Source organism: Paenibacillus sp. GCM10028914 (assembly GCF_042666275.1).
Lineage (GTDB): Bacteria > Bacillota > Bacilli > Paenibacillales > Paenibacillaceae > Paenibacillus_AQ.
Genome location: NZ_JBHTFO010000019.1, coordinates 12,650 through 37,891 on the forward strand (window position 1 = coordinate 12,650; position 25,242 = coordinate 37,891).

22 protein-coding genes are annotated in these 25,242 nt (G+C 45.7%); 8 read left to right on the plus strand and 14 right to left on the minus strand.

Features of this window, described 5'->3' with window-relative positions; translation table 11 throughout:
* Positions 1-308: 308 nt before the first annotated feature.
* Positions 309-869 carry a DNA-directed RNA polymerase subunit delta gene (rpoE, locus tag ACFQV5_RS24990; protein ID WP_379251205.1) on the minus strand — a complete coding sequence of 187 codons (561 nt, stop codon included), beginning with the start codon at positions 867-869 and terminating at the stop codon, positions 309-311.
* A 364-nt stretch (positions 870-1,233) separates the two neighbouring features.
* Between rpoE and ACFQV5_RS24995 the strand changes: the two genes are divergently transcribed.
* A complete protein-coding gene (locus ACFQV5_RS24995) occupies positions 1,234-2,382 on the plus strand; it encodes a S8 family peptidase (protein WP_379251207.1) in 1,149 nt (382 codons plus the stop codon).
* A 187-nt stretch (positions 2,383-2,569) separates the two neighbouring features.
* On the opposite strand, the gene argS is transcribed toward ACFQV5_RS24995, so the two are convergent.
* The 6 genes from argS to ACFQV5_RS25025 form a co-directional block, all read right to left on the minus strand.
* Positions 2,570-4,249, minus strand: coding sequence for an arginine--tRNA ligase (gene argS / locus ACFQV5_RS25000; RefSeq protein WP_379251209.1), 1,680 nt, complete (start codon positions 4,247-4,249; stop codon positions 2,570-2,572).
* Complete coding sequence (locus tag ACFQV5_RS25005) at positions 4,246-4,671, minus strand: YwiB family protein (RefSeq protein WP_379251211.1); 426 nt, start codon at positions 4,669-4,671, stop codon at positions 4,246-4,248. The genes argS and ACFQV5_RS25005 overlap by 4 nt, the downstream gene beginning before the upstream one ends.
* 174 nt (positions 4,672-4,845) lie before the next feature.
* A complete protein-coding gene (locus tag ACFQV5_RS25010) occupies positions 4,846-5,379 on the minus strand; it encodes a hypothetical protein (protein WP_379251213.1) in 534 nt (177 codons plus the stop codon).
* A 152-nt stretch (positions 5,380-5,531) separates the two neighbouring features.
* Entirely contained in the window at positions 5,532-6,203 is a 672-nt protein-coding gene (locus tag ACFQV5_RS25015) for a GNAT family N-acetyltransferase (protein ID WP_379251215.1), read from the minus strand.
* Between the two features lie 38 nt (positions 6,204-6,241).
* Positions 6,242-6,913, minus strand: a complete 672-nt coding sequence (locus ACFQV5_RS25020) for a GNAT family N-acetyltransferase (RefSeq protein WP_379251217.1) — start codon at positions 6,911-6,913, stop codon at positions 6,242-6,244.
* Positions 6,914-6,960: 47 nt separating this feature from the next.
* Positions 6,961-7,818, minus strand: coding sequence for a carbon-nitrogen hydrolase family protein (locus tag ACFQV5_RS25025; RefSeq protein ID WP_379251219.1), 858 nt, complete (start codon positions 7,816-7,818; stop codon positions 6,961-6,963).
* A 259-nt stretch (positions 7,819-8,077) separates the two neighbouring features.
* Between ACFQV5_RS25025 and ACFQV5_RS25030 the strand changes: the two genes are divergently transcribed.
* Positions 8,078-8,554 (plus strand): YiaA/YiaB family inner membrane protein, encoded by a 477-nt coding sequence (locus ACFQV5_RS25030; RefSeq protein WP_379251221.1) that lies wholly within the window; start codon positions 8,078-8,080, stop codon positions 8,552-8,554.
* A 425-nt stretch (positions 8,555-8,979) separates the two neighbouring features.
* Here ACFQV5_RS25030 and speB read toward each other — a convergent pair whose 3' ends face one another.
* Together speB and speE are read right to left on the minus strand one after the other, a co-directional pair.
* The gene (speB, locus tag ACFQV5_RS25035; protein WP_379251223.1) at positions 8,980-9,852 is read right to left on the minus strand and encodes an agmatinase; all 873 of its coding nucleotides are present in this window, start codon (positions 9,850-9,852) and stop codon (positions 8,980-8,982) included.
* A gap of 16 nt (positions 9,853-9,868) precedes the next feature.
* Positions 9,869-10,696: a polyamine aminopropyltransferase gene (gene speE / locus ACFQV5_RS25040; RefSeq protein ID WP_054955406.1), complete on the minus strand. Its 828-nt coding sequence runs from the start codon at positions 10,694-10,696 to the stop codon at positions 9,869-9,871.
* Positions 10,697-10,950: 254 nt separating this feature from the next.
* Between speE and ACFQV5_RS25045 the strand changes: the two genes are divergently transcribed.
* Positions 10,951-13,005 carry a transglycosylase domain-containing protein gene (locus ACFQV5_RS25045; RefSeq protein ID WP_379251225.1) on the plus strand — a complete coding sequence of 685 codons (2,055 nt, stop codon included), beginning with the start codon at positions 10,951-10,953 and terminating at the stop codon, positions 13,003-13,005.
* An 81-nt stretch (positions 13,006-13,086) separates the two neighbouring features.
* Here the strand turns inward: ACFQV5_RS25045 and ACFQV5_RS25050 are convergent, their stop codons facing one another.
* Both ACFQV5_RS25050 and ACFQV5_RS25055 read right to left on the minus strand, forming a co-directional pair.
* On the minus strand, positions 13,087-14,745 hold the full coding sequence (locus ACFQV5_RS25050; RefSeq protein WP_379251227.1) for a zinc ribbon domain-containing protein: 1,659 nt from the start codon (positions 14,743-14,745) through the stop codon (positions 13,087-13,089).
* Between the two features lie 45 nt (positions 14,746-14,790).
* Positions 14,791-15,699, minus strand: a complete 909-nt coding sequence (locus ACFQV5_RS25055) for a hypothetical protein (protein WP_379251229.1) — start codon at positions 15,697-15,699, stop codon at positions 14,791-14,793.
* Between the two features lie 285 nt (positions 15,700-15,984).
* Between ACFQV5_RS25055 and ACFQV5_RS25060 the strand changes: the two genes are divergently transcribed.
* From ACFQV5_RS25060 to ACFQV5_RS25070, 3 genes are all read left to right on the plus strand, one after another.
* Positions 15,985-16,659 carry a DNA-3-methyladenine glycosylase gene (locus ACFQV5_RS25060; RefSeq protein WP_379251231.1) on the plus strand — a complete coding sequence of 225 codons (675 nt, stop codon included), beginning with the start codon at positions 15,985-15,987 and terminating at the stop codon, positions 16,657-16,659.
* Between the two features lie 194 nt (positions 16,660-16,853).
* Positions 16,854-17,249, plus strand: a complete 396-nt coding sequence (locus tag ACFQV5_RS25065; RefSeq protein WP_379251233.1) for an ArsR/SmtB family transcription factor — start codon at positions 16,854-16,856, stop codon at positions 17,247-17,249.
* Positions 17,250-17,353: 104 nt separating this feature from the next.
* The gene (locus tag ACFQV5_RS25070) at positions 17,354-19,510 is read left to right on the plus strand and encodes a heavy metal translocating P-type ATPase (RefSeq protein WP_379251291.1); all 2,157 of its coding nucleotides are present in this window, start codon (positions 17,354-17,356) and stop codon (positions 19,508-19,510) included.
* Between the two features lie 56 nt (positions 19,511-19,566).
* Here the strand turns inward: ACFQV5_RS25070 and ACFQV5_RS25075 are convergent, their stop codons facing one another.
* Together ACFQV5_RS25075 and ACFQV5_RS25080 are read right to left on the minus strand one after the other, a co-directional pair.
* Complete coding sequence (locus ACFQV5_RS25075) at positions 19,567-20,304, minus strand: endonuclease/exonuclease/phosphatase family protein (protein WP_379251235.1); 738 nt, start codon at positions 20,302-20,304, stop codon at positions 19,567-19,569.
* 89 nt (positions 20,305-20,393) lie between these two features.
* On the minus strand, positions 20,394-21,056 hold the full coding sequence (locus tag ACFQV5_RS25080; protein ID WP_379251237.1) for a SurA N-terminal domain-containing protein: 663 nt from the start codon (positions 21,054-21,056) through the stop codon (positions 20,394-20,396).
* A gap of 246 nt (positions 21,057-21,302) precedes the next feature.
* On the opposite strand from ACFQV5_RS25080, the gene ACFQV5_RS25085 reads away from it, so the two are divergent.
* On the plus strand, positions 21,303-22,487 hold the full coding sequence (locus ACFQV5_RS25085) for a stalk domain-containing protein (protein ID WP_379251239.1): 1,185 nt from the start codon (positions 21,303-21,305) through the stop codon (positions 22,485-22,487).
* A gap of 105 nt (positions 22,488-22,592) precedes the next feature.
* Here the strand turns inward: ACFQV5_RS25085 and ACFQV5_RS25090 are convergent, their stop codons facing one another.
* Positions 22,593-23,102 (minus strand): YwhD family protein, encoded by a 510-nt coding sequence (locus ACFQV5_RS25090; protein WP_379251241.1) that lies wholly within the window; start codon positions 23,100-23,102, stop codon positions 22,593-22,595.
* Positions 23,103-23,250: 148 nt separating this feature from the next.
* Here ACFQV5_RS25090 and ACFQV5_RS25095 point away from each other — a divergent pair, with 148 nt between their 5' ends.
* The gene (locus ACFQV5_RS25095; RefSeq protein WP_379251243.1) at positions 23,251-25,239 is read left to right on the plus strand and encodes a M1 family metallopeptidase; all 1,989 of its coding nucleotides are present in this window, start codon (positions 23,251-23,253) and stop codon (positions 25,237-25,239) included.
* Positions 25,240-25,242 lie beyond the last annotated feature (3 nt).

Below are 25,242 nucleotides of genomic sequence, written 5' to 3' on the forward strand. Positions count from 1 at the left end.
AAGCTTTTCCGGTGTAACAAGTCAGCCTGTCAGTTAACAGCGCAAATCACAATCCAAGCGCCATAAACCCACGGGGATCCTTGACAATCCGGAAATAATGCTGTGTAAATTTATTACAACTATTCCCTAAAAACAAAAAAAGTGACCCCGAAAGAAAACGGGGCACTTTTATAATTAATCATATTTGTCTTCAAATCATAAGCCCAAGCAATAGTTTACTCTGAGCCTCGTCCCCTTGTCAAGAGAAGAACGAGCCCCAAATCACCCCAATGACTGGGTAAAAATCTACAACATGAAAAACCTAATATTTATCGATCTAGATCATCATCGTCGAGGTCTTCTTCCCCGATGTCTTCTTCCTCATCATCGGAATCCTCGTCGTCCAAGTCATCATCATCGAGGACAACTTCTTCGTCTACCTCTTCATCTGCATCATCGCTATCGGCAAAGATATCATCGTCTGTATCTTCATCGACGCTATCGTAATCTTCATCCGCATCGTCAACGCTGTACGTCTCTTCCTCATCTACGAAATCATCATCATCGTCGTCCTCATCATTAATGATCCGCGGACGCTTCGCATTCGCAACAGGATCATCGGAACGCTCAAGAGGATACCAACGCTTCAAGCCCCACAAATTTGTGCCCACGCACGCAAAACGTCCGTCTATGTTGATCTCTGTATATAACTGGGCAATCGTTTCGTTAATTTCTTGTTCTGAAAAACCACGAAGCTTAGCTACCTCATTCATCAGGTCACGGTAGTAATACGGCGTATTAGCCGCTTTGAGTACCATAAAAGCCAGGTCCACCATTGGGATTTCCTGAATCTTCTCTGGATCGATTTTTAAATTGAGCGGATTACTCACTAACGTACACTTCCTCTCACGCAATCTTCACCTTGCATATCATCATTATCTCAACATATCCATTATCAAAACTAAGTAAAACCTATTTAGAAGTAAAAATCAAGTTTTTATATCTTCCCTCAATCATAAGAAAAAGACGGAGAGTCACTCTCCGTCTTCTGACTGTATCCGCCCCAAGGATCGACTCCTCACGGGATAGATGAAAGAACCCCTATGTTCTCTCTGTTTATATTATGTTCAACGCAACACTTTGACACGCCGAACAAGGCCTATTTCCTTGAAAAAAGGGCAACATCCCATTCGGGCAACCACCTTCGTTCATACAATACTGCAGCAACGGTTCATCGAAGGGGGATTGCCAGGCATGAACTATACCCGGATCATGCAATCACTGCTAATAGAGACGGGCCCTCAGCAATGCTCACAAGAAAAAGACCGAAGGATCCTTACGTTTCATGATCCCAAGCTCTATCTCGAATGTGTGCATCAGTGGAATGAGCTTTCCGGTTCGGCCCCCGGTTCGCAACACGTACATTATTCTCCTCTCACACAATCCATTATCGCACCATCCTCCCTCACAGCTCCTATAGAAGCTGAATTCAGGCAAGACATCACGGTAGAGGAAGACAGTCAAGTTTGCATTCATGCCGTTCAGGGCACCATGGATACAGGCCCTGGAGTCCCTTGGGGAATTAAGCAGATTAAGGCACCCCAAGCCTGGTCTCTCTCCACTGGCCACCGTGTCAAAATCGGGGTTATCGATACCGGGGTGGATTTTCACCATCCTGATCTTCAGTATTCCGTGACTAGAGGAATCAATCTGATCAACCGCAACATGCTGCCTTATGATGACAACGGCCACGGTACACATATATCAGGTACCATTGCAGCAGCCAATAGTACTCAGGGGATGATCGGTGTTGCGCCTAGATCAACGGTTTATCCAGTAAAAGCATTCGACCATAACGGTTCCGCATATGTGTCAGATATTGTCATGGGAATTGACTGGTGTGTACGTACGGGCGTTGACATTATCAATATGAGTTTCGGCATGCAGACCCGCAGCCGTACGCTGCTTGAAGTCGTCATTAAGGCCTATCAATCTGGAGTCATCATTGTAGCTTCCTCAGGCAATGACGGTAAACGTCGCTCCGTAGATTATCCTGCTAAATATTCGCAAACTATCTCCGTAGGTGCAACAGATCGATATCGTAAGATCCCTTCTTTCAGCAATCGGGGACAATATGTTGATATTTATGCTCCTGGCGACCGTATTGTGTCTGCCTGGATACATGGCAAGTATCATGAGATGAGTGGCACCTCCATGGCTACCTCCCACGTTAGTGGAACGATCGCCCTCCTGCTGGCCCAAAAGCCGGGCATCAAACCCGCCACGATTAAATCATTATTGAAACGAACCTCGGTTCCAGTACGTCTTCGTAAAGGACGAACACTGTCCGATAGTGGCGAAGTGCACACGTTAAAGTTTCTACGAGAAGGGTTAAAACTTTGAGACCTCATTCAACGAAGAGATTCGCCAAGTAAGATCCACGGCTCAAGAATGTAAATTCATAACGTTTATTGTCATAAAAAAACAGCCGCTCCTCTTAAGGATGAGCGGCTGTTCGTGTCGTTGAAAGGGAATTTGAATAATGATATCAAAATCAAAATTCCCGCATTATCTATGAAACAGTTTATTGTTACATGCGTTCAGGAGCAGATACACCCACAAGACCAAGCACGTTCGCGATTACAGTGCGAATAGCTCCAAGAAGAGCAAATCTAGCTTGGGTCTGCTCAGCATCTTCCGTAATGACACGTTCAGCTCGGTAGTAGCTATGGAACATCGAAGCTAGTTCATATACATAACGGATCAGACGATGCGGTGCATAGTTCTCGGCAGCAAGCGACACTTCCTGAGGAAGCTCGCCGATTTTGCGCAAAATGTCGTATTCATGCTCAGCAGTAAGAAGACCAAGATTCACCTTGTCTAGCGGAAGCAGCTCAATGCCTTGTTCTTCAGCTTGACGGAATACGCTGCAGATCCGTGCATGAGCGTACTGTACATAGAACACTGGATTTTCATTGGACGTGGAAACAGCCAGGTCCATATCAAAATCAAGATGTGAATCCATACTGCGCATTGTGAAGAAGTAACGGATCGCATCTACACCGACTTCATCCATCAGATCTTCCATCGTTACAGCTTTACCAGTACGCTTGGACATTTTCACTTTTTCGCCGTTCTGGAACAGACTTACCATCTGGGCGATCAATACCGTCAGTTTAGCTGGGTCGTTACCCAGAGCTTCCATAGCTGCCTTCATCCGCGGGATATAACCATGATGGTCAGCTCCCCAAATGTTGATCATACGATCGTAACCACGCTCGTATTTATTGCGGTGGTAGGCAATATCCGGTGTCAGGTATGTGTATGTGCCATCATTTTTCACAAGTACACGGTCCTTGTCGTCACCATAATCAGTTGTACGAAGCCAAGTCGCGCCGTCCTGATCGTAAGCTTCGCCTTTTGCCTTCAACTCTTCAAGTGACTTAACAACAAGACCGTTCTCATACAGAGAAGTTTCGCTAAACCATTCATCAAAACGAACCCGGAAACGGCTTAAATCACGCTTGATTTTGCCAAGTTCTTTCTCCAGGCCGTATTCACGGAAAAATGCAGTCCGCTCTTCTGGGGATAGGGACAGCAAGGAATCGCCTTTCTCAGCAACCAATTCCTTCGCGAACCCTTTAATGTCTTCTCCGTGATAACCGTCTTCCGGCATCTCAACATCTTGACCCAGTTCTTGAAGATAACGTGCTTCTATCGATTTGCACAGATTCACAACCTGATTACCAGCATCATTGATATAGTATTCGCGTGTAACTTCATACCCTGCGAAATCAAGAACGTTGCAAAGTGCATCACCGACAGCAGCGCCGCGAGCATGTCCAAGATGCAAGCTTCCCGTAGGGTTCGCGCTGACGAACTCCATCTGGATCTGCTGTCCTTGTCCTACGTTTACACGGCCGTAGTCTGCTCCCTCCTGCTGAATCATGCTAACGATTGGATAAAGATAATTTTTGTTCAGCGTAAAGTTGATAAAACCAGGGCCTGCAATTTCCGCTTTTTCAATGGAAGCTTTAGCGGTGTCCAAATGTTCCAGAATGGATTCCGCGATTTGACGCGGGTTCTTCTTCGCAATTCGGGTCAGCTGCATTGCTGCGTTCGTGGCCAAATCTCCATGCGATTTGTCTTTAGGAACTTCCAGCGTAATTGCAGGCAGCTCTTCGCGGGACACTAGCCCTGCCGCTACAGCTGCATCTGCCACCGCTTCGGCAACAAGTTGATTAATCTGATCGAGTGGATTCAAAGTCATGATTCATGGGCCTCCTGAATAGTCAAACTAATGGAAAAGTGTCCCGAAAACTCATCGAACACATATAAATCATACGCCCACGAAGCGGTGCCAGTCATGCCGCTTAGATCAATGCTCAGGCGCTGGGTGTGCGTAGAAAGATTAAATGAGGTGAACGGGGACCGGTAATAGCCCGGCAGCTTGTGTCCAAGCTTGAAAGCCTGCTCCGACTGCACTTCACCGTGACGGATAATCTTCAGCTCGTCCTTGGTCAGCTTCACGGTCGTGCGGGTCTCTCCTTGATACGGCCCCATCTTTGGTTCTTCATAGCGAACATATAAAGCACTTCCCTTGGCAATAATCTCGGCCGGAAGCTGCTGTACCGTATTCTCTCCTTCATGGAGGCTTTGAAGACGGATGGTCGCTTGTTTTCGGTCTGACATGATACGCTCCTCTTTTCCTTACCTATTGTATTACTATATCCAGTATGGCACGGCAATTCAAATGAGGATTTTTGCAAATTTCATAGAATTACTTCGTATTCACCATATATGGATCAAAAAATGACATGAATATCTACATACATCAAGAAATAGTGGTTGTCGTTGTACAATCATTTAGTCATTATACTTCCGAGCCCACTCCACGCTCCATTCAGCATAAGATAACCCGGTTATTTCTTCGAGTGTTCGGCCATCTAGGCCATATGGCCAACCGGTCAGCAGCAATCCTTCTTCCTTAGCTTCGGGAAATGATGTGCCTCCAACAACTTCACCATCTACCATCATAATCGTTACTCTTGTATGGGTGTTATACTGTTTATCCAAAGGGTGGCCGGAAACCGTAAAAGCATACGTAGATATCTCTTTACCAAAATAATTCTCAGGATCGTTCTCCTGCAAACCCCATATTTGAATATACGGCAAATTACCAGAAGCGGAAGCGGCTTCGGAATTCAGACGTGACTTATCTAATATATAAGTAAAAGCCTTACCCTCACGCCCTTCAATCTTATAACCGTGTGACTCGACATAAGCTGCAGCTGTTTTCTCATCCTCTGACATCGGCGGCTTTGGAAAAACATCAAATCGGCTTAACAGTAATAATAGCAGAATGATAAAACACACGATCGGCAAGAATTTCTTCCACATCACTTCTCCTCCTCGCACCGTCTTCCCCCTACTACACACCATCTTACATACAATTGAGAATAATGTTGCGCTTGTACATAGCAACTCCTCCTGCATGGGTTACAGAAGTTTAAAAAAGCCTGATCCGAGGCAGGACCAAGCTTTTGATCAGGTTATAACGGCAGAAGCGCCACCATTTCTTGCTGCTCAAGTTTAGCGACCATATCGTTCCAAGCCTGAGGCTTCTCCGGCAGCACCGAATAGTAACGTTTCAAGAAGCTCACGATCAGTTCTGCTGAAAGCTCATGAACCTCATCATCGCCAGGCATAAAGCACAAATCTAACCCGCTTACTGCTTCGCCATCATTGTTCCATGACGGATGTACATAGTTAATCTCGGTACGCTTATAACCCAAATGGGATAGTACCTCACGGCGTACGAATGGATCCATCGGCTTCACACCGCCGAATTCATACTCTTGTACCCGATACGGATCGTATATTTCAGCGAACATGCCAAATAGCTCTGTTCCATTAGCTGCAGCCAAAGCATTCAAATCCTTCAGCCGATGCTGTGCCAAAAAGCGGCCGATGCCTAGTCCCTCACGTCCGATGATCGTAAAATCGGTCATCGCCACGTTCCAGTCCTCATAATAGCGATATTCCGTCGTACCGACTACTTCATCCTCATGGATGGCAACAAACACTCGGATACCTGGATCCTCTAACGGCTCTTTCCACAAACTGAACTCCAGCACCTCTTCCGGTGGAAATACTTCTTTCATCAGATTGTGCATTTTACGGAACAATGGGTCTTCAATATTTGTAATACGAATATATTCCATTGTAAATAACCTCCTCATTAGTTAAGAGTGGTAAGATGTCACCCTTTAAACGGGTTTCTCCATTCCATTAAAGCCGCATAGTTGCAGGATTCCTCGTCCTCCAGATAATCCGAAGCAACACCAATCGGTGTACGCCCGCTTCGAAGCAAGAATGTGATAACCGGGTCCTTCAACTCCCCGTGAATAACGGCATTCAGGTACTCCAACGCCGTCATATCAGCGGAAACTTTATGATATCCGGGCATACGGCCGCCTCCTAATAATCGTTCCAGCCCTAGCTGCACCGTGACGTGATACAGCGCTTGGATGAGCCATTTACCGAGCCCCAGCTTACGGAATTGAGGACGAACGCAAATATCAGCAATATAGAGTGTGTCTCCTTGCGGATTATGGCTTCGGATATAACCATTGTCCGTCGCCTTTGCCCAAGAGTGGGCAGGTTCGTCTGGATCGTAATTGATAATAAGGGAGGTGATCGAACCGGCGAGAACACCGTCCACTTCAACACAGAGCGCTCCTTCAGGGAACAAGCTCACATGATTGCCGAGCTGTTCGTGATTCCACCACTGTTCTGGCGGATACGGTGGCGGGAAGGTCTCCGACTGAATGATGATTAATTCTTCAAAATCAGCTGGTGTGTAGTTTCGGATGATAGCTGATACCGGTCGATTCCCATCAAATACAAAAAATTGTTGTTGAAACGTCGCCACTCCTTCGATCGCCTCCCTGTACTTCTTTAATTTAGGACCAGCTTGTTTTAACTCCAATCGGGGTAAAGATCGGTCCGGCGGTCGCGCCAGGTGGTGACAGATCCTTTGTCTCGGACTTGATACAACAAATCAAGATCCAGATCAGCAGTGATGATCATATCGTTGTTAAGCTCCCCTTCGGCAAGCAGGCCTTGAGGCGGGAATGGGATATCATTCGGTGTAATGATCGCCGCTTGCCCAAAATTCGCACGCATCAGATCCACTGTCGGCAATGAACCAACCGTTCCCGTAAGAACGACGTACACCTGGTTCTCAATCGCGCGCGCATGGCTGGTGTAGCGCACCCGGTGGAAGCCATGACGATCATCGGTACAAGAAGGACAGAAGATGACGTCAGCTCCTTTGGCTTTCGCCATTCGAACAATTTCAGGGAATTCAATATCGTAGCAGGTCAGCATCGCAATGGTCCCTTTTTCCGTTTCAAAAACCTGTAGGCCTTCACCAGCGCCCATATTCCAACCTGTAATCTCCGAGGGTGTGATATGGATTTTCGCCTGCTCTGCGATCCGGCCATCTGGATAAAAGAGATGTGCTACGTTATACAATTTTCCTTCCCGGCGGATCACATGCGTTCCACCAATGATATGTATGTTATATTGCTTCGCAAACCCCTGAAACAGCTCTTGGTAGCGATCCGTAAAGTCTGGAAGATCATTAATGGTCAGCGCTTTTCCCTGATCGTCTCCAATAGACATCAACTGAGTTGTAAAAAACTCCGGAAACAACACGAAATCAGTTTCAAACTCATCGGCAGTTCGAATGTAATGCTCGCACTGACGTGCAAACTCGTCAAAGGATTCAATCGTGTGCAGATGGTACTGCACGGCGGAAACGCGAAATTTCATGCTTAGCCTCCTTGGTTTGTAAGAATGAGATGCTCTCATTATATAAGATCATGACCTTGAAAACATAGATAAAATATACATCTCTTTCCACCCGTTTCATCCTACCGATGGGTAAAAAGGAACATATTTACAACCTTCTAGCGACTACTTATACTATATTCGAGCTCATGACCCCGATCTCCTGATAGTTGTTAATTCATTGTTATGGGAATTCATAAGCATGATTTTACGCATTCAATAATTGTAGAGGGGGATTTTTGTGCACAGAAGAAAGAGGAATACCTTTGCTTTTACAGCCTTAGCCTGGTTATCCTTCGTCCTTGCGCTCAGCTTTGTGTTGGTCGCTCTTTTCAATGCAAAGTGGGAACTCGTGGAGAAAGGGTATTACGCAGCGTGCACCCTGTGGGTTATTTCAGCAGCGATCGTGCTGCAAAAGGTCGTACGCGATAATGAGGAGGATAAGGATATGTATGGCGAGGGAGGATCGAGAAAAAGAAACACCTTCGCCTTCACGGGCTTGGCCTGGGCATCATTCCTCCTTGCACTCGGCTTCATCCTAGTGGCACTCTGGAACGCCGATTGGCCCTTAGTTGAAAAAGGCTACTACGCCGGCTGCACGTTGTGGGCGATCTCTGCCTCCATTGTGTTACAAAAAGTCGTGCGGGATAACGAGGAGGATAAAGATTTCTTCCCTCCAACTCACTCCGAAGATACTAAATTTGATCTGAAGTCATAAAAAACAAGCATCCCCCGATAGCCAAAGTGAAGTGACCCCCAAAAGTTAGACACACTCTAACAGTTGGAGGTGCAGTTCAAAGGCTTAGGAAGGGGATGCTTGTTTTTGTTAGTGTTATTTGTTTTGACTGGTGGTTTTAAGGTTCACGCTCTGCGCCCAGGAGAAGCAGGGCGCTGAGTCGTGTACGATCCTAAGTTTGCCGAACCCAGCGATAGCTGGTAAAGCGGCAGATTCGCACGAAAGGCCACCGATGGCGAACCCAAAGGGGAGCCGAGGCGTGTGGCCGTTCACACGCCTAGCCCCGCTTCCCTCCACCCCGCAACTCTCACGCCAGTTCCGAGAGTCCAGAGGGCAGAGCCCTCTGGGGTCCTCCTAAAAGTTTTCCGAAGGAAAACTCTCATCGGAAGCATAGGCGTAGGGAGGATTTAGGAGGGTGCCCACCCCAGTAACATCTCGCGGATCAGCTTCGCTGCCACGATCTGTGTCTGCTCCGTTGGATCATACACTGGAGCCACTTCCACCAGATCACACCCGACAACATTAACATCAGAGTTTGCGATCAAATGAACGGCTTCCAACAATTCCTTTGAAGTAATACCACCCGCTTCTGCCGTACCGGTACCCGGTGCAGCAGAAGGGTCCAGCACATCAATATCAATCGTTACGTAAACTGGACGTTTGCCCATTTTCGGAAGTGCTTCTTTAAGCGGAGCAGCTACCTCGAATGGATAGAAGTTAATGTTCTGCTTACCGAACTGAAACTCCTCGCGAGAACCAGAACGGATACCGAACTGATAGATGTTCTTCCCGCCCATGATTTCAGCAGCTTTGCGAACCGGCGTAGAGTGGGACAACGGCTCTCCCTCGTAGTGCTCACGCAAGTCAGCATGCGCATCAATATGAATCAACAAGAGGTCAGGGTATTTTTCATGCATCTTTTGAATGATCGGCCAAGTAACTAAATGCTCGCCGCCAAGTCCGATCGGAAACTTGCCATCATCCAGCAGTTTGCCTACATAATCCCCAATAACCTCCAGGCTGCGCCCTGCGTTGCCGAAAGGCAACATCAGATCGCCAGCGTCGAAGTAAGTTATATCGTCAATGCTCTTATCCAGGTACGGACTATACTCTTCCAACCCCACCGATGCCTGGCGGATGCGGGAAGGGCCAAAACGTGATCCCGGACGGAAACTAACTGTAAAATCCATCGGCATTCCGTAAATGACTGCTTTGGAGTTTTCATAATCGTCGGAGCTGCAAATAAACACGTTGCCAGAATAGGCTTGATCCAGTTTCATAGATTATTCGCCCTCCTTATTTCACTAGGTCTTCTACGAATTTAGGAAGCACAAAGGCTGCTTTATGCAAACGAGGTGAATAATATTTCGTATCCATCTCATCAATCGCAGACTCGTCCACTTCAAGCGGATCATACTTCTTGCTACCCATCGTGAACGTCCACAGTCCGCTTGGATATGTTGGAATATTCGCCCCATACACACGTACAATCGGGAAGATTTCCTTCACATCTTTATTTACCTGCTGAATGAGATCTGCTTTGAACCAAGGATTATCGGTCTGTGCTACGAAGATACCGTCCTCTTTCAAAGCTTCATAAATACCTTGATAGAAGCCGCGCTCGAACAAAGGAGCAGCCGGGCCCACAGGCTCGGTGGAATCTACCATAATAACATCGTATTCATTCTTATGTTCAAGAATATGCATATATCCATCGTTAACCAGCACTTCTACCTTTGGATCGTCCAATTTACCGGCAATCTCAGGCAGGTACTGCTTCGAGTATTCAATGACTTTCCCATCGATTTCAACGAGAACTGCTTTTTCTACTCCTGGATGCTTGATGACTTCACGTATCACGCCACCGTCTCCACCGCCCACTACGAGCACTTTCTTTGGATTCGGATGCGTGTTCAGTGCGGGGTGAGCGACCATCTCATGATAGACGAATTCGTCTTTAATCGTTGTCATGACCATTCCATCAAGGACGAGCATGCGTCCAAATTCTTCGGTATCGATCATATCCAGTTGCTGAAACTCCGTCTTCTCATGCACAAACGTTTCCCGTATTTTCGCCGTGATGCCGAAAGTCGGCGTTTGTTTCTCAGTAAACCATAATTCCATCGCCACTACCTTCTTTCCGCTAGAATAATGTTCAGCCGTCCAGATCCAAGCCGTAAAACTTTATTCGGGCAGATGCCGAGTTTCACATCTTTTTCTATTGTACTAAACAAATTGTATTATATTAAATCAAGCCCAAATTGCAACCAAATTATATAGCAACTGTTCATAATGGTTAAATGCTTTGCCCAATCTATGAATATCCTTTCACATCCAGCACCATAATGTATAACAAAAGGATCGAGAGGAGTATTAAAATGGCGAGACACGACCATAAACCGTATAAGCGAAAAAAAACACTGTTTCGACTCGCCCTTTTCTTATTTGGACTTCTTGGGCTTTCACTCATAGCAGGGGGCGTCCTGTTAGCCTATTTGTACATTACACCTCTGCCTGTAGCAGAAACGCAGCGTTATTCCAGGCTTCTGGATAACGATGGCGAAGTCATCGCCACCTTCTCCTCATCAGGGCGTGCACCAGAAAGAGTATCTTTAGGAGATATCTCTCCGCTGCTCGTAAAGGCCACTTTAGCTGTGGAAGACCGTAAATTTTACGACCATCCTGGATTTGATCTGAAAGGAATGGCCAGAGCAGTGCTTGTCAATCTGGAACACATGAATAGTAAACAGGGAGCAAGCACGTTAACCCAGCAACTTGCACGAAATTTATACTTATCACACGAAAAGACATTAACAAGAAAACTCAAAGAGGCCAAATTCACAGCTCAAATTGAGATGAAATATAACAAAGATGAGATTCTGGAAATGTATTTAAATGAAATTTATTACGGACACGGAGCCTACGGCATTGAATCGGCATCGCGAATGTATTTTGGTAAACCAGCAAAAGATCTGAACCTGGCTGAGAGTGCCATACTGGCCGGCGTGCCGAAAGGACCTACATACTACTCCCCTTACAACAATCTTGAAAATGCACAGAATCGGCAAAAAATTGTGCTGAATTCTATGGTGGAAACGGGAGCTATTACACAAGCAGAAGCGGATAAGGCAGCTTCCTTCAAGTTGGCGTTATTGCCTCAGGATCGGCAGCAGAACACGGTGGTTGCTTCTTTTTTTCGGGATTATATACGCGGGCTTGTCATTAACAAGCTTGATATTACAGAAGAGCAGCTGGAGCAAGGCGGATTAAACATCTATACCACGCTTGACCCTCAAAACCAAAAAGCTGCGGAAGAAGCGGTGGCTAAAGAAATGAACAGTAGCAGCGAACTAGAGACTGCACTCGTATCCATTGATCCGAGAAACGGTCACATTAAAGCTATGGTCGGGGGAAAGAACTACCGCGAGAATCAGTACAATCACGCTCTTGCCAAGACACGACAGCCAGGCTCAACATTCAAGCCGATCATGTATCTAACAGCGATCGCCTCTCGCCAAATGACAGGAATCTCGATGTTCGACAGTAAACCGACGTTATTCCATTACGATAACAATCGTAAAACGTATCAACCAAGCAACTTTGGGGATAAATACCTCGGTGAAATCAATATGCGGCAAGCGATTGCTGCTTCTGACAATGTTTATGCAGTAAACACCATCATGCAGATCGGACCAGAGCAAGTCGCAGATATGGCTAAGAAAATGGGGGTTGCCAGTCCCCTTGACCCGGTCCCATCCCTTGCTCTGGGTACTTCACCTATCAGTCCACTTGAAATGGCATCTGCATTCGCGGTTCTCGCAAGCAACGGCCAGCGCATCCCCCCTGTAGCTGTGCTTCGTATTACCGATGCTACCGGACGAAATCTTTATACTGCACCGGAGGAGAAAGGTGAACAGGTCGTGGAGCCTGCGGCAGCTTATGTCATAACCCGAATGATGGAGGGCGTGTTCGAGACAGGAGGCACCGGAAGACGGGTCTCCACCCTACTGAAACGTCCGGTAGCTGGTAAGACAGGTACAACCGATACCGATGCTTGGTTAGTCGGTTATACACCAGAGTTGTCAACAGCCGTCTGGGTTGGATATGACAAAGGAAGAGAGATTAGCCTGCTAGATGGACGGCGAGCAGCACCTATTTTCGCGCAATATACGGAAAAGGCATTGGAGAATGTACCTCCAAAAATTTTCCCTATTCCCGAAAATATCGCTAGCGCTTATATCGATCCCAAGACTGGCAAACTGGCCGACGCGGACTGCCCAGACAAATCACTCGAAGTATTCATTAAAGGGACAGAACCAACCGAATACTGTGATGCCCACGGTGGTGAACAAATAACAGCTCCGCCTGCGGATGCTGTACAGCAAGGTGAACGCTCTTGGTGGTCTGACTTCAAGCGTTGGTGGATCGAATAATTCTGCAGTATACAAACAAGCCCTGCACCTGGACTCAACATCCATGCAGGGCTTTCCTATCCAAAACTCATTAGCTATTCACTACTTCGTAGTTGATATTTCTGCTTCCGCACTTTCTTGTGCAGTCTCTTGCCAAGCAGACTCGAAAGTTATCGGCTTCTCTTCCTTAAATTGCTCAAGTTCATCCGTCTTAAATCCCCAGGTGTTCGAGATGAAGTCCACTTTCCAGATGCCCTGTTCGTCATCATAGATAAGTCCTGTTTTACTGTATGCCTCCTGCATTTCTAAAGACGGCGTTTCTCCTTCAGTATAAGTGGCCGCTTCAATCAGAGGTTGTGTGATCAGTGTCATCTGCCAAACGTCGTTACGATAATCGAGATCGATTGACCCCATATCAAAGACAGTGCCTATGTAATTCGACTTGTATGCATAACCACTCTCTTTAAACTGAGTGACAACATTTTGAAGCACATCTTTGTACTTATCTGTTGATAAGGTGAGCTTGTCTGTATCTCCGGATGCAAAAGCTTCTAGATTTTCTTTTGCATGCCTAACGATAGTGTCCTTAATCGATTTCTGAAAACTGTCCTGCCGTGTAAAATCAAGAAATATTTCATGATCTTCGATTTTTACCTCAGCACTTTTTACCGTCCCCCATGGTAAATCGGCTTCAACCACCAGCGTCATGGAGCCATCTGTAGTAACTGGACCGAATTCGTGATTATCAAAAGGGTTAATCTCTAGCTTCTTGCCGTTAATATACAACCGCCCTTGGAGATCTGCTTGTTCTGAAAAGCGTGTGTCCCATCTTATAACCTCACCCGCAAGTTTCAGATCAGTGTTATATAACCTTTCAGGTTCTAAAAGCTGCAGCTCCTCAGAACGATGAAGATTAACAAACTCATTCTTATACTTAGCTTCCACTCGGTATAATCCAGGTACGTACGGACCGAGCTCCATCTTAAAGTCTGGGACATCAGCCACCGCGGCCTGTTGGCCGTTCACCGACAAGACCGTACCAGCATAATTCGTTTCTACGCGGACATAAACAGGAGCCATCGTAAGTTTGTATTTATCATATAAAAGCATCTTGCCGTTTTTCTCAAGATTAACAATCCCGCTCAAGCCATAACCACGAAGCAGTTCCTTGCCCGCTTGCCCTCCGGCTCTAGCCTGTTCCCTCAGCATATCGATAATCTCTTTCTTCGCTGCCTGATTCTGATCCAAATAATTCATAAAACCTGTAATCGTCTTCTCATCGATGACCAATCTCTCATCCTTAGAAGACAACAGTTGAGCAGCAGCCTTGTAATCACTCGATTCCAATGCGTTCTCGAACTGTCCGATCAGTCGATCCTCTGACGTGAAATATTCTCCTACTTTATAACCTGCAAAAAGAGCAGCAAGTAAGACCATCCCCAACAGGATGAATAGCTTCTGTCTGCGACTCATTGCTACAGAGGTAGTCATGGAACTGCCAACCTGATTCGAACCCTGATTCGTTAGGGCTGTAGCAGTTGCCGCAATCTCTGACTGAGCATCAGACAAAGAGGAATCGACTGACGGCGAAACAGACTCATGTTCCAATTCAAGATTAGCATGAATAACAGCGGGATCATCTTCTGTATGCCCATCTCTGGTGTCTACTTCTCTATCAGCCCGCTTCAGCGACATTCCGCACTTTTTACAGAATTCCGCTTGCTCAGATCCTCGCGTACCACACTCCATACAAAATTTCATGTGATATGTTCCCCTTTGTTTTGAGCATTTGGCTAAATGCTATATTTAAAAATCAAAAATATTAGTAGGTCTTAAAATAGACCCTAGCGAGTCACCTAAGATGAGCGTAGTCAGGAATATAGCTACATATATCAGCAGAATGGCATACAGCGTATCGAGACCTCCGATTCCCTCACGCTTGTAACTCATCGTAACGAGCACAGGAATCGTAAAAATCCCACCGACTAATGAGATGATCAGGAACACACCACCAATTCTGCTTTCCATAAACAACATGAGAAAAGCGACGAGAGCAATGACGATGAACGGAATGAGCAACGTTCCGAACCGAGCGATAACCTCTTTCAAATCAGCCTTTGGATTGGTTGACAGCTTCACTGCTCCAAACGTATAGACAGCGACCAAAAACATAAACAACGCTAACCAGAATACAGGTTTCAAGACGAGGTCAACAAAGGGACTCTCGAACATATAATTTCGAACAGAACCTAAAGACAGATAGAACATTAATGGAATCAAAATTACGAAAATAGCCATGGATATGATCCCGTTCAATAGTTGCTCTTTACCTGTTCTTTGAGTCACCGCAAGCGGACTTTTCAGCCCCTTTAAAAAATAATCGAAATAAATCTTGGAGTTCTGCTTTGCACTTTCCAAATACGGATTAGGCTGAATAGCTTCACCCGAGGCTCCCTCTGTAGATGATGCTTGAGGACCTTGAGACTGTTGTGGTGGCCCGGAAAATACATACTTGGAATGACCTGCTGCAGGTTCCTGATGAAAAGTCTGCGCTTGCTCTGCAAATGAGGGACTGGGTTTCAGCCCTGCATCCTCTTGAGGAGTATTAATGGGCTGGTTTGAAGTGCTCTCCTCTACCTCTGGGCCAATCTTAGCCCCACATCTCTCGCAAAAATTCCCATCCCCATTTTCATGTCCACAAATCTTGCAATTCATCAATACTTTACCTCCTTGTTAGTGACACAAATATTCTTGGAACTCTGTACAAATGAAGATATACAGTGTTACCCAAATCATGGTTTATGTATCAGATCTAATTCATTGCCACTTGTTGTGATTCTGGCACTATTTTAAATAATAGTATAAATGTGGGGTCATTCTATTGGAAGCATTTTCTTGTTCTTGTATTCATACCTCGCGAAGAGGACTGTCCAAATTGGTTTATACTATATGTGTAGACATTACATAAAGAATACTCATGATTAAAAGAAGGTGCTTTCCATGATTCGTAAGAGTAATGATATTTCATATCACTATGGCCAGCCCCTCCCCGCTTCGATATATACGGGCACTGCACTGGAATCCGCACCTAGGCTTCTCGGACAAACCCTGGTACGATGCACTGAAGACGGAGAAATCCGTTGCAAAATCGTGGAGACAGAAAGTTATGGTGGTATAGAGGATAAAGGTTCACACGCCTATGGAGCCAGACGAACAGCCCGAACGGAAATGATGTTTCAGGCAGGCGGTACATGCTATGTATATCTCATCTACGGCATGTATCACTGCGTCAATGTTGTCACGGCGAGGGAAGACGATCCACAGGCTATATTAATTCGCGCCGTTGAGCCTTTGACGAGCAGGGATGCAGAACTGATGCAGCTTTATCGTGGCAAGCTTCCTTCTGGAAGAATAGCCAACCTCAGTAACGGCCCCGGTAAGCTGTGTCGTGCTCTCCGTATTGATAAAAGCTTTAACGGTTGCAAGCTTAATCAGCTGGACGGACCACTTTATCTTGAACGAGGTGAAGATGTTTCGTCTCTTCCCATCGTACAAGCACCACGAATTAATATTCCTTATGCGGAAGAATATGCGGCTAAACCTTGGCGTTTTTATATCAAGGAAAATCCGTATGTATCCATAGTGGATAAAGAAGCCGTTGCTTACTTAAGCTAACTCCATCTTGGATGCGAAATGGACGGGGCTGTTCTATGGAGCCCTATTTTTGCACATAACAATCAAATGAACGTTTGAATATTATATCGTGTTGTCGTATATTGGAATTAACAATCAAACTATCGTTTGAATATAGTGTTCTGTGGGTCTCATCGAGCGATTGTTCCATGGAACGAGTGAGGAGGTTATACATTATGAAAATAAACAAAGAACCCGTATCCTCTACTAACAACTTGGATATATGTGAAGCCTTCTGCCCAACAACAGAGAAGGTATCAAGGCTGAAACAGACCATATCCGAAGATGACATGATCGGAATGAGTGAAATCTTCAAAGCTCTCGCCGACCCTACCCGCGTTAAAGTTGCCTACATGCTCGATCAAGGTGGTGAGTTATGCGTATGTGATGTAGCTGAAGTGCTCGGGAGCTCCACAGCAACGGCCTCCCACCATCTTAGGACATTGAAGAATAAATCTATCGCTATTTCACGTAAGGAAGGCAAAAATGTGTTTTATTCCTTGAAGGACGATCATATCCGTACCCTGCTTCATATGACACTGGAACATCAGAAAGAGAAGGTGGAAGCATGAGCACTCATAACGAATCTGTACCTGAAGGTAGAAATAACAATAAGAACTTAGACATTACGGAGTACCGGGTACAAGGTCTTTCCTGTCCCAATTGCACCCGTGAAATGCAAGAAGAAATTCAAAAACTAGAGCACGGCCAGAATGCAAAGCTTAGCTATAACAGCGGTAAACTGACCCTATCTCCAAAAGTGGACCTAAAGCGTGTGGAAGGAATTTTAAAAAGCGACGGAGCCCGCATTGTTCAACCGGCTGACTATACTGCTGCAACCTCTGCAGGTACCATGCATTCCCATGAACATCCACACGATCACGGCTCGCACGGTCATAGTCATGATCATAGTGACAGTCATGGACATGATCACAGTCACAGCGAAGGACAGAAGATGAAATGGCTGCTCTCTATATCAGCTATCTTCTATTTGCTTACGTTTGTTCTTGAAGATCAGGTAGCAACACCTGTCATTATTACGCTATATGCTGCAGCTATGATTCTAAGCGGCTATACGACGTTCTGGCGGGGACTTAATAATCTGGCCAAGTTCAAATTCAATATGGACACACTCATGACGGTTGCATTAATTGGTGCCGTGATCATTGGCGAATGGCGGGAAGCGACGCTCGTAGCTATATTATTCGGTTTGAACGAAATGCTTGAGGGGTACGGTATGAACCGCGCCCGTCAGTCCATGGAAGCATTGCTTGCCGCTGCTCCTAAAGAGGCGGAATTGCTCCGTGATGGGGAAACCATACGGGTGCCGATTACGAGTCTTTCCCCAGGAGACATTGTTCGTGTTCGTCCAGGAGAGAAGATCCCCTCAGACGGAATCATCTCGCAGGGTACCGGAGCGGTCAATGAAGCGGCCATCACAGGTGAATCGGTTCCTGTGACAAAACGGGAAGGCGATACCGTGTTTGGAGGTAGTGTCAGTACTGACGGTCTATTGAATGTAGAAGTAACCAAAGCCTATGAAGATTCATCCTTGGCCAAAATCATGCACCTTGTCCAAGAAGCGCAAGACAGCAAGACGCCAACAGAGCTATTTATCGATAAATTTGCTAAGTATTATACACCTGCAATTATGATTATCGCTCTATTCGTCGCCATCATCCCGCCGCTGCTGTTCGGACAGCCGTGGATGACATGGGTGTATCAAGGCCTCTCCATTCTTATTGTCGGTTGTCCCTGCTCACTCGTTCTGTCCTCCCCGATTGCGCTGGTCAGTGGTATGACAAGGGCCGCCCGAAACGGAATTTTGGTCAAAGGCGGCATTCACATGGAGCAGCTTGGACGACTTCAGGCTATCGCATTCGATAAAACCGGTACACTTACACGCGGCGAGCCCGCTGTATATGCTGAAACTGTTTATGATGAAGACAAATTTTATGCCATTGCCGGCGCTGTAGAACAGTCCTCCTTGCACCCGCTCGCTAAAGCAGTCATGAAACACTTGGCTGCCAAACAGCCAAATAAGACCTTTTCGGAACCGCTACAGCCTACCGTATTACCAGGCGAAGGCGTTCGTGCTGAGGTTGACGGCAAGCTGTATTGGGTTGGCAGCGAAGAAGTTCTTCGTCACGTCCAAGGTGAACAGGAAGCCGCAATGAATGCGGTCCGTCATGATATTAATCGCTTTAAAGAACAAGGATACACCATTATTGTGGCAGCGGATCAACACTCCGTGCTCGGACTGTTCGGTTTAGCTGATGAAATTCGACCGGAAACATCGGATGTCATCCGTCAATTGCATCAAGCAGGCATTACGAACACCGTCATGCTAACGGGTGACCACGAACAGTCTGCACAGTCCATTGCCAAGCAGTCGGGAGTAACCAGCTTTTTCGCAAGTCTGCTGCCTGAGGAGAAAGTATCCAAGATTAAAGAACTGGCTCGCAAGCAGAAGACCGGTATGGTGGGAGATGGTATCAATGATGCTCCTGCGCTAGTGGCAGCAGATCTCGGTATTGCTATGGGGAAAGGAACGGATAGTGCCATTGAAACTGCAGATGTCGTGCTCATGCAGGATCACCTTGGTAAGCTTCCGAGTGCAATTCGTACAGCCAGAAAGGTAAACCGCATCATTCGTTGGAATATTGCCATCTCATTATCACTGAAAGCTGTTGCTCTTCTACTGACAATTCCAGGTCTACTGACCTTATGGATCGCCATCATCTCCGATATGGGTGCCACCATTCTCGTGACGCTTCTGGGATTAACGATATTGTTAGGTAAGGATAAGACTTCGTCTCCGTCCTCAACCTGAGCTGTAACTAATAAATCCCCTTCACCTCGGCTTACCGAGAGAAGGGGATTTTTTGTCTACGATTTAACCATCACATCCACCACGATGGGAAGATGATCGGAAGCCTGCGTATGTATCACTCGCTGGTTATCATGCTGCACAACAGGCGATGTAAATATATAATCGATTATTTCTGTTGGAGCGTTAGCCGGCCACGTGTTGATATTTTGGATGTTGTGAAAGCTGTTTATGAGTAAACCGCTGTCTAACAGAAACTGAATTTCAGCACTGGTAGGCTCCGTATTAAAATCTCCCATCAAAATACTCGGTGCTTTGGAGCGAGAAATAAGATCTAGGAGCTCTTCGATCTGTGTCATTCTGCTTGCTGCATCCAATCCAAGATGGGTATTATATACATTCAGTTGAATATCTTCTAAATCTATAACCACATGCAGCACACCCCGCTGCTCATCCCCAAAGCTACTAAGCAAAGTATTCTTCGACCTGAGAATCGGGTGCTTACTTATAATAGCGTTGCCGTACTGACTGATATCAGCCTGTCCCTCTACCGGGATTAGCTCCAGATTAGGACCGTAAGCATAATGATAGCCTAGCATCCGAGCCAACTCCTTAGCCTGGTCTTTGAAGTCGCTCCGCTCCCCAAAGAATCGATCGACTTCCTGGAGACAGGCAATCTCGGCACCGGAGTCAAATATGACCTTAGCAATTCTCTGCAGACTCAGCTGACCATCCATGCCGGCGCCATGCTGAATGTTGTACGACATGACCGTCGTATGCATCATTTGTTTACTCATGAACACTTTGCCTCCTGCTGATAACAGTTCAACGATACCGTTATTGAACCGTCATATTTATTCCTAGAAGGGCATTCCCTGTCTAGCCGCTAGTCTAAACTAATATTGTTTGCAACAACTTTGACTGTACCGTCTGAAAGAGACTTTTCAAACAACTGCTGTTTAAATTCTTTTAGATTTAACACGACATCTTTGTCATCAACTGAAGTATCTTTTTGAGAAGAGGCCTCTCCCTTCAAGATCTTATCAGCTATATTTTGCTTGGATAACATATCTTGATACATTGGCGGAGCAATCTTCTCCCAGTGCTCTTCTTCAGTAACGCCTGATGCATCCATAAATTTTTTATGGGTATCCTGCACATCCTTAGGCTGATCTCTTAAAATTTCCCTGTTTTTTTGTGCTTCCTGTCTTCCTTCTTCTAATGTTGCTGATACACCTTCTTTTTCAGCTAATTGCAGAAATAACTCTTCCTTAATCATGTGTTCAAGAATTTCTGAATCAGTTAATTTTGAAGGGGAGACACTGTTGTATTCTTTATAGTTTAAAAATTCAATATTTGTAATTTTATTTGACCCAACCTTAACTAATACTTCTTCTTCCTCACCTTGATTATTGATTTCTGTATTCACTTTAATCTTATTAAGCTGGGATGTTAATGAGTCATTTGCAAAGGATGATATTACGCCTACTGTAAGGGCTCCCGTCAGCACAATGCCTAAAACGACCATCATTTTTTTGTTTTTTTTCATCAGATAATTCCTCCTTATATGCCTCCAAAACGAGTAAAAAAAGATAATATCCATCGTTACTGTTAAATGTTGTGCATCTATAAGTAAATAACGCATTTCCACCCCAAAAGTTGCATTAATGCGAAATTAAACGAAGGTTCATCCAACAAAATGATAGGCAACTTATACACTAAGGATCATTTATTTTTGCAACAATCATGAAACTTTTTCCATTTTATAAACGTCTAATAAATATCCCTTATGGAGGTGGAGAAGTTGAAATCACTGAAATCATATAAAATCGCCGGAGCTGCGGCACTCGCTCTAACGCTTGGTCTAACACCTATATCTGGTCTTTTTCCTGGATCGACTCCATCAGCTTTTGCGGCTGAATCCCAGAAAGATAACACAAAAACATCCTGGGATCTGGAATTGCAAAACGCCCCTTTCAAGAAAAACGGAGTCCTATTCGTTCCAGTCAAAGAGTTATCGGAGTATCTGGATCTTCACATCACACTAACATCTAACAAGAAATATGTTTATATTAACAGTCCCCTGGAGTCTGTCCGTATTGCCCCTGGTCAGTCCAAAGCAGTCAATGCCCAAGGAACAACCATTTCTTTAGGAGCAGCCCCAGTTGTGAAAAAGGGGGTCACATATGTCCCGGCCTCACTGCTCACTAAGAGCTTTGGAATCCCAATAAAGTGGAATGGAAAGAAGACGATTTCTCTCCAAGGAAGCAAACAATACGTTTCCAGCTCTATTAATGGCATGGTTTTCTGGTTAAACCGTGATAACGCCACATTACTTACAGGGCAAGCAGGTAGTGTACCGAGAAGTACCGGGAAGGTTGAGATCGAGAATATCGACTGGATTGGCATGAAACCTCGTAAAATTAATGCATCAAGCTATGTCGTAGATATCTGGAATTCGCATGGTGAGCCGCATATCCATGAAACGGATGTCCGCGTACTTCTGAACAAAGGTAAAATCGTAAAACAGGGAACTACTCATTTCTCGAATTTTTCCGGCATACGTACCAATTCAAATGTAAACGGCTTTAAAGGAAACGTTGCGATTATGGATGGCAGCACTCTGCAGCTTGTTCACCCGACTGGTAAAGTTGTTAAGACCTATGATCTTGAAGCTATTACTGGCGTGGAAGACGATTTCGTTGTGGAAGCCATCGAAAATGACTTTCTGTTGGTCCGTCCTTATATAAAATCCACATTATTCATCGTTCATCCGACAGCTAAGAAGTCCGTTCTGATCTACCCAGAGCTGCTGGATGAGAACGCCAAGAAGTTAATTGAGGAATATCCTCCTAACGAGATGGGATATGTTGGCGACGCCTTGTCCTACGCAGGATATAAAAATCAAGAGCTGACTTTTACATTCAATCACCCTATCCTTAGCAGCAATTCGACGTTCACGTACAAACTTCCCTTTTAACCAGTGGATGATCTCATATTGTCATCCCCTGTTTTCGCCCTTCAAATGTGCACAATACAAAAAGCCCGGTCGGATCTTATCCGCACCGGGCTTTCTCCATCTATATTATTCCGTTGCCAAAGCCTGCTTAAACTCCTCTGGGGAGTCATTCCACCATTCCTCGTTCTTGGAGATTAGTAGATCTTTCAGTGCCTTTTTCTCCACATCTCCCAAACCATCAAGAATGATTTTACGCTTAAGTGCTGCATCGAGCTTGTTTACATGGTCCGCAAGGATCTTCCAGCCCCGCTTCGCTTCCTCATCAATCCACATTTCGCAAGCAGTCATACCGCCGTAGTGTTGACCTTCAGCTGTACGGTCTACTGCAACCCACACGATCCATACTTGGCGGCCATTAGGCACATCCTCGCGGTTGGTCGAGAATTTAATACCACGTTCAACTTTGCTCTTCGCGTGCATTGCTCCAATTTCAATCTTGGCTTCCCCACGATCAATAATGACCGGAGATACACTATTCAGATCAATAGAGCCCGCTCCGAACCCTTTATGCTTGCTTTTGCTGTTTATAATGTTAAGGGCAATTTGCTTCTTCCCGTTCTGTTCCTGATTCTCCATTAAGGCACGCCTCCTAATATATGAACGGAAGAGACCCTCCGTTTCGCTGATTTAGATAACCAGTCCAATATATTTTATTTTAACTAATAATCCTCCAAAAGCAAACATATACATGCTGTAGATGCTTGTCAACGGGAGGTTGTTCGATATGGTCCCACCACGTGCTAAAGTCTTTCTTTCATCCCTGCTCGCCCTCGGTCTCCTAGGCGGATCCATGATTTTATTCCTGCAGGGTACTCGTGTTTCTGCACCTATTTTCGCCCCGGAATCGGGCAAGCCTGTAGCAACGGAGAAGGCCCCCCTCTCTCCACCTAAAGCTCAGTACGATATGCCTGCTCCAGCATTAAGCAACAGACTGGTTGAATACCACATGGATGTCAGGTTAGAACCAGACGAGAACAAATTAAAGGGCAAACAAACCCTTACCTGGACTCACCCCGGAAAAAAAGCCGTAACCGAGCTGTACTTTCATCTTTATCCCAACGCTTTTGCCTCCAAAGAGACAACCTTTATGAAAGAATCGGGTGGCAGACTCCGAACAGACCCCATGCCTGAGGATGGATTTGGCTCGATGAAGATTTCTGGAATCAAGACGGCGGAGGGATTGTCATTGCTTCACCGGCTTCAATATGTGCAGCCTGACGATGGTAACACCAAAGACCGAAGTTTAGTGAAACTGCGTCTGCCCAAGCCAGTTAAAGGTGGCGAAAAAATTACGCTGACCATGGAGTTTGAAGTAGAAATGCCTAAAATCTTCGCTCGTATGGGTACGGCGGGTGACTTTGTGATGGCGGGACAATGGTTTCCCAAGATCAGTGTATACGAGCCTGCAGGGGTACGAGGACGTCAGGATGAAGGCTGGAACCTTCACCAATACCACGGAAACTCAGAATTTTATTCGGATTTCGGCATTTACAGTGTCCGCATTCGAGTACCGGACAATTATATTGTTGCCGCGACTGGTTTTCCAACGAAGCCAGCTGTTAAAGCAAATGGTGAAAAGATGTATCAATTCTACGCAGATGATGTACATGACTTCGCCTGGTCAGCCTCACCAGATTTTGTCGTAGCTGAGGAAGCTTTCTCTGCTCCAGGTGTACCTGGCGTCCGAATCAAGCTTTATCTAGACCCGGTACATAAGGATTTGAAGGATCGGTATTTTGACGCCGCGAAGGCAGCCTTATCCTCCTATAGTAAATGGTATGGATCTTATCCGTATTCGACATTATCCATCGTCGTGCCCCCTCATGCCGGGAACGGCGCCGGCGGTATGGAGTATCCTACGCTTGTAACGGCTTTTGGGGCCAAAGACGATTCACCAGGGTATGAACTGGAGCGCACCGTTATCCATGAAATCGGTCATCAATATTTTTACGGCATGATTGCGAGTAATGAGTTTGAGGAGGCCTGGCTTGACGAAGCATTTACCTCCTATGCAGAGGAACGGGTTATGGAGCAGGAGTATGGAGTAACCTCCAACACCGCGGCCCAAGCAGCAGCCATTACTTCGCCGGAATCACTTCAACTAGAATCTTGGAAATATGGTTCTCACGAGAAATATGCTTTAAATGTCTACACCCGCGGCAAGCTCGTGCTACAGGATATTGAACGTCTTGTCGGCTCGCAGACCATGGACAAAATCATGATGACCTATGCAAAAAAATACCATTTCAAACACCCAACCACCCAAGATTTTCAACAAGTTGTGGAGCAATTGACTAAACAATCATGGAAGCCATACTTTGACGAATACGTATACGGAAACAAAATGGCTGATGTCGCAATAGAGCAAATCAAGACCAAAAATACAGGCACACAAGACGATCCTGCATATGAAACCATAGTAACGATCGTGAGCAAGGGTGGTTTCGTCACTAACATTCCGATCTCCTTCGCATTTGAGGACGGTAAAACCGTAGATAAGGTTTGGGATGGCAAGAACGGTAAAACGGAGTATAAAATCGAGCACCGCTCCCCGCTACTCTGGGCCATGGTAGATCCGAAATACACGATCGTGCTGGAGAACAAACATATCAATAACTATATGAAGGCGGGAATGGAACCGAAAGCTGTCACGCGCTGGAACCTGAGCATCACCAAGCTGGTAGAGACACTGTTCGGCAGCCTGTCATGGTAAGGG

What these genes read in the sequence shown, in the direction of transcription:
- ACFQV5_RS24995 (WP_379251207.1), top strand. Translation starts at nt 1,234, where the DNA reads ATGAACTATACCCGGATCATGCAATCACTGCTAATAGAGACGGGCCCT.
- argS (WP_379251209.1), bottom strand. Translation starts at nt 4,249, where the DNA reads ATGACTTTGAATCCACTCGATCAGATTAATCAACTTGTTGCCGAAGCG.
- ACFQV5_RS25005 (WP_379251211.1), bottom strand. Translation starts at nt 4,671, where the DNA reads ATGTCAGACCGAAAACAAGCGACCATCCGTCTTCAAAGCCTCCATGAA.
- ACFQV5_RS25010 (WP_379251213.1), bottom strand. Translation starts at nt 5,379, where the DNA reads ATGTGGAAGAAATTCTTGCCGATCGTGTGTTTTATCATTCTGCTATTA.
- ACFQV5_RS25015 (WP_379251215.1), bottom strand. Translation starts at nt 6,203, where the DNA reads ATGGAATATATTCGTATTACAAATATTGAAGACCCATTGTTCCGTAAA.
- ACFQV5_RS25025 (WP_379251219.1), bottom strand. Translation starts at nt 7,818, where the DNA reads ATGAAATTTCGCGTTTCCGCCGTGCAGTACCATCTGCACACGATTGAA.
- speB (WP_379251223.1), bottom strand. Translation starts at nt 9,852, where the DNA reads ATGAAACTGGATCAAGCCTATTCTGGCAACGTGTTTATTTGCAGCTCC.
- speE (WP_054955406.1), bottom strand. Translation starts at nt 10,696, where the DNA reads ATGGAATTATGGTTTACTGAGAAACAAACGCCGACTTTCGGCATCACG.
- ACFQV5_RS25045 (WP_379251225.1), top strand. Translation starts at nt 10,951, where the DNA reads ATGGCGAGACACGACCATAAACCGTATAAGCGAAAAAAAACACTGTTT.
- ACFQV5_RS25050 (WP_379251227.1), bottom strand. Translation starts at nt 14,745, where the DNA reads ATGAAATTTTGTATGGAGTGTGGTACGCGAGGATCTGAGCAAGCGGAA.
- ACFQV5_RS25055 (WP_379251229.1), bottom strand. Translation starts at nt 15,699, where the DNA reads ATGAATTGCAAGATTTGTGGACATGAAAATGGGGATGGGAATTTTTGC.
- ACFQV5_RS25060 (WP_379251231.1), top strand. Translation starts at nt 15,985, where the DNA reads ATGATTCGTAAGAGTAATGATATTTCATATCACTATGGCCAGCCCCTC.
- ACFQV5_RS25065 (WP_379251233.1), top strand. Translation starts at nt 16,854, where the DNA reads ATGAAAATAAACAAAGAACCCGTATCCTCTACTAACAACTTGGATATA.
- ACFQV5_RS25070 (WP_379251291.1), top strand. Translation starts at nt 17,354, where the DNA reads ATGCAAGAAGAAATTCAAAAACTAGAGCACGGCCAGAATGCAAAGCTT.
- ACFQV5_RS25075 (WP_379251235.1), bottom strand. Translation starts at nt 20,304, where the DNA reads ATGAGTAAACAAATGATGCATACGACGGTCATGTCGTACAACATTCAG.
- ACFQV5_RS25080 (WP_379251237.1), bottom strand. Translation starts at nt 21,056, where the DNA reads ATGAAAAAAAACAAAAAAATGATGGTCGTTTTAGGCATTGTGCTGACG.
- ACFQV5_RS25090 (WP_379251241.1), bottom strand. Translation starts at nt 23,102, where the DNA reads ATGGAGAATCAGGAACAGAACGGGAAGAAGCAAATTGCCCTTAACATT.
- ACFQV5_RS25095 (WP_379251243.1), top strand. Translation starts at nt 23,251, where the DNA reads ATGGTCCCACCACGTGCTAAAGTCTTTCTTTCATCCCTGCTCGCCCTC.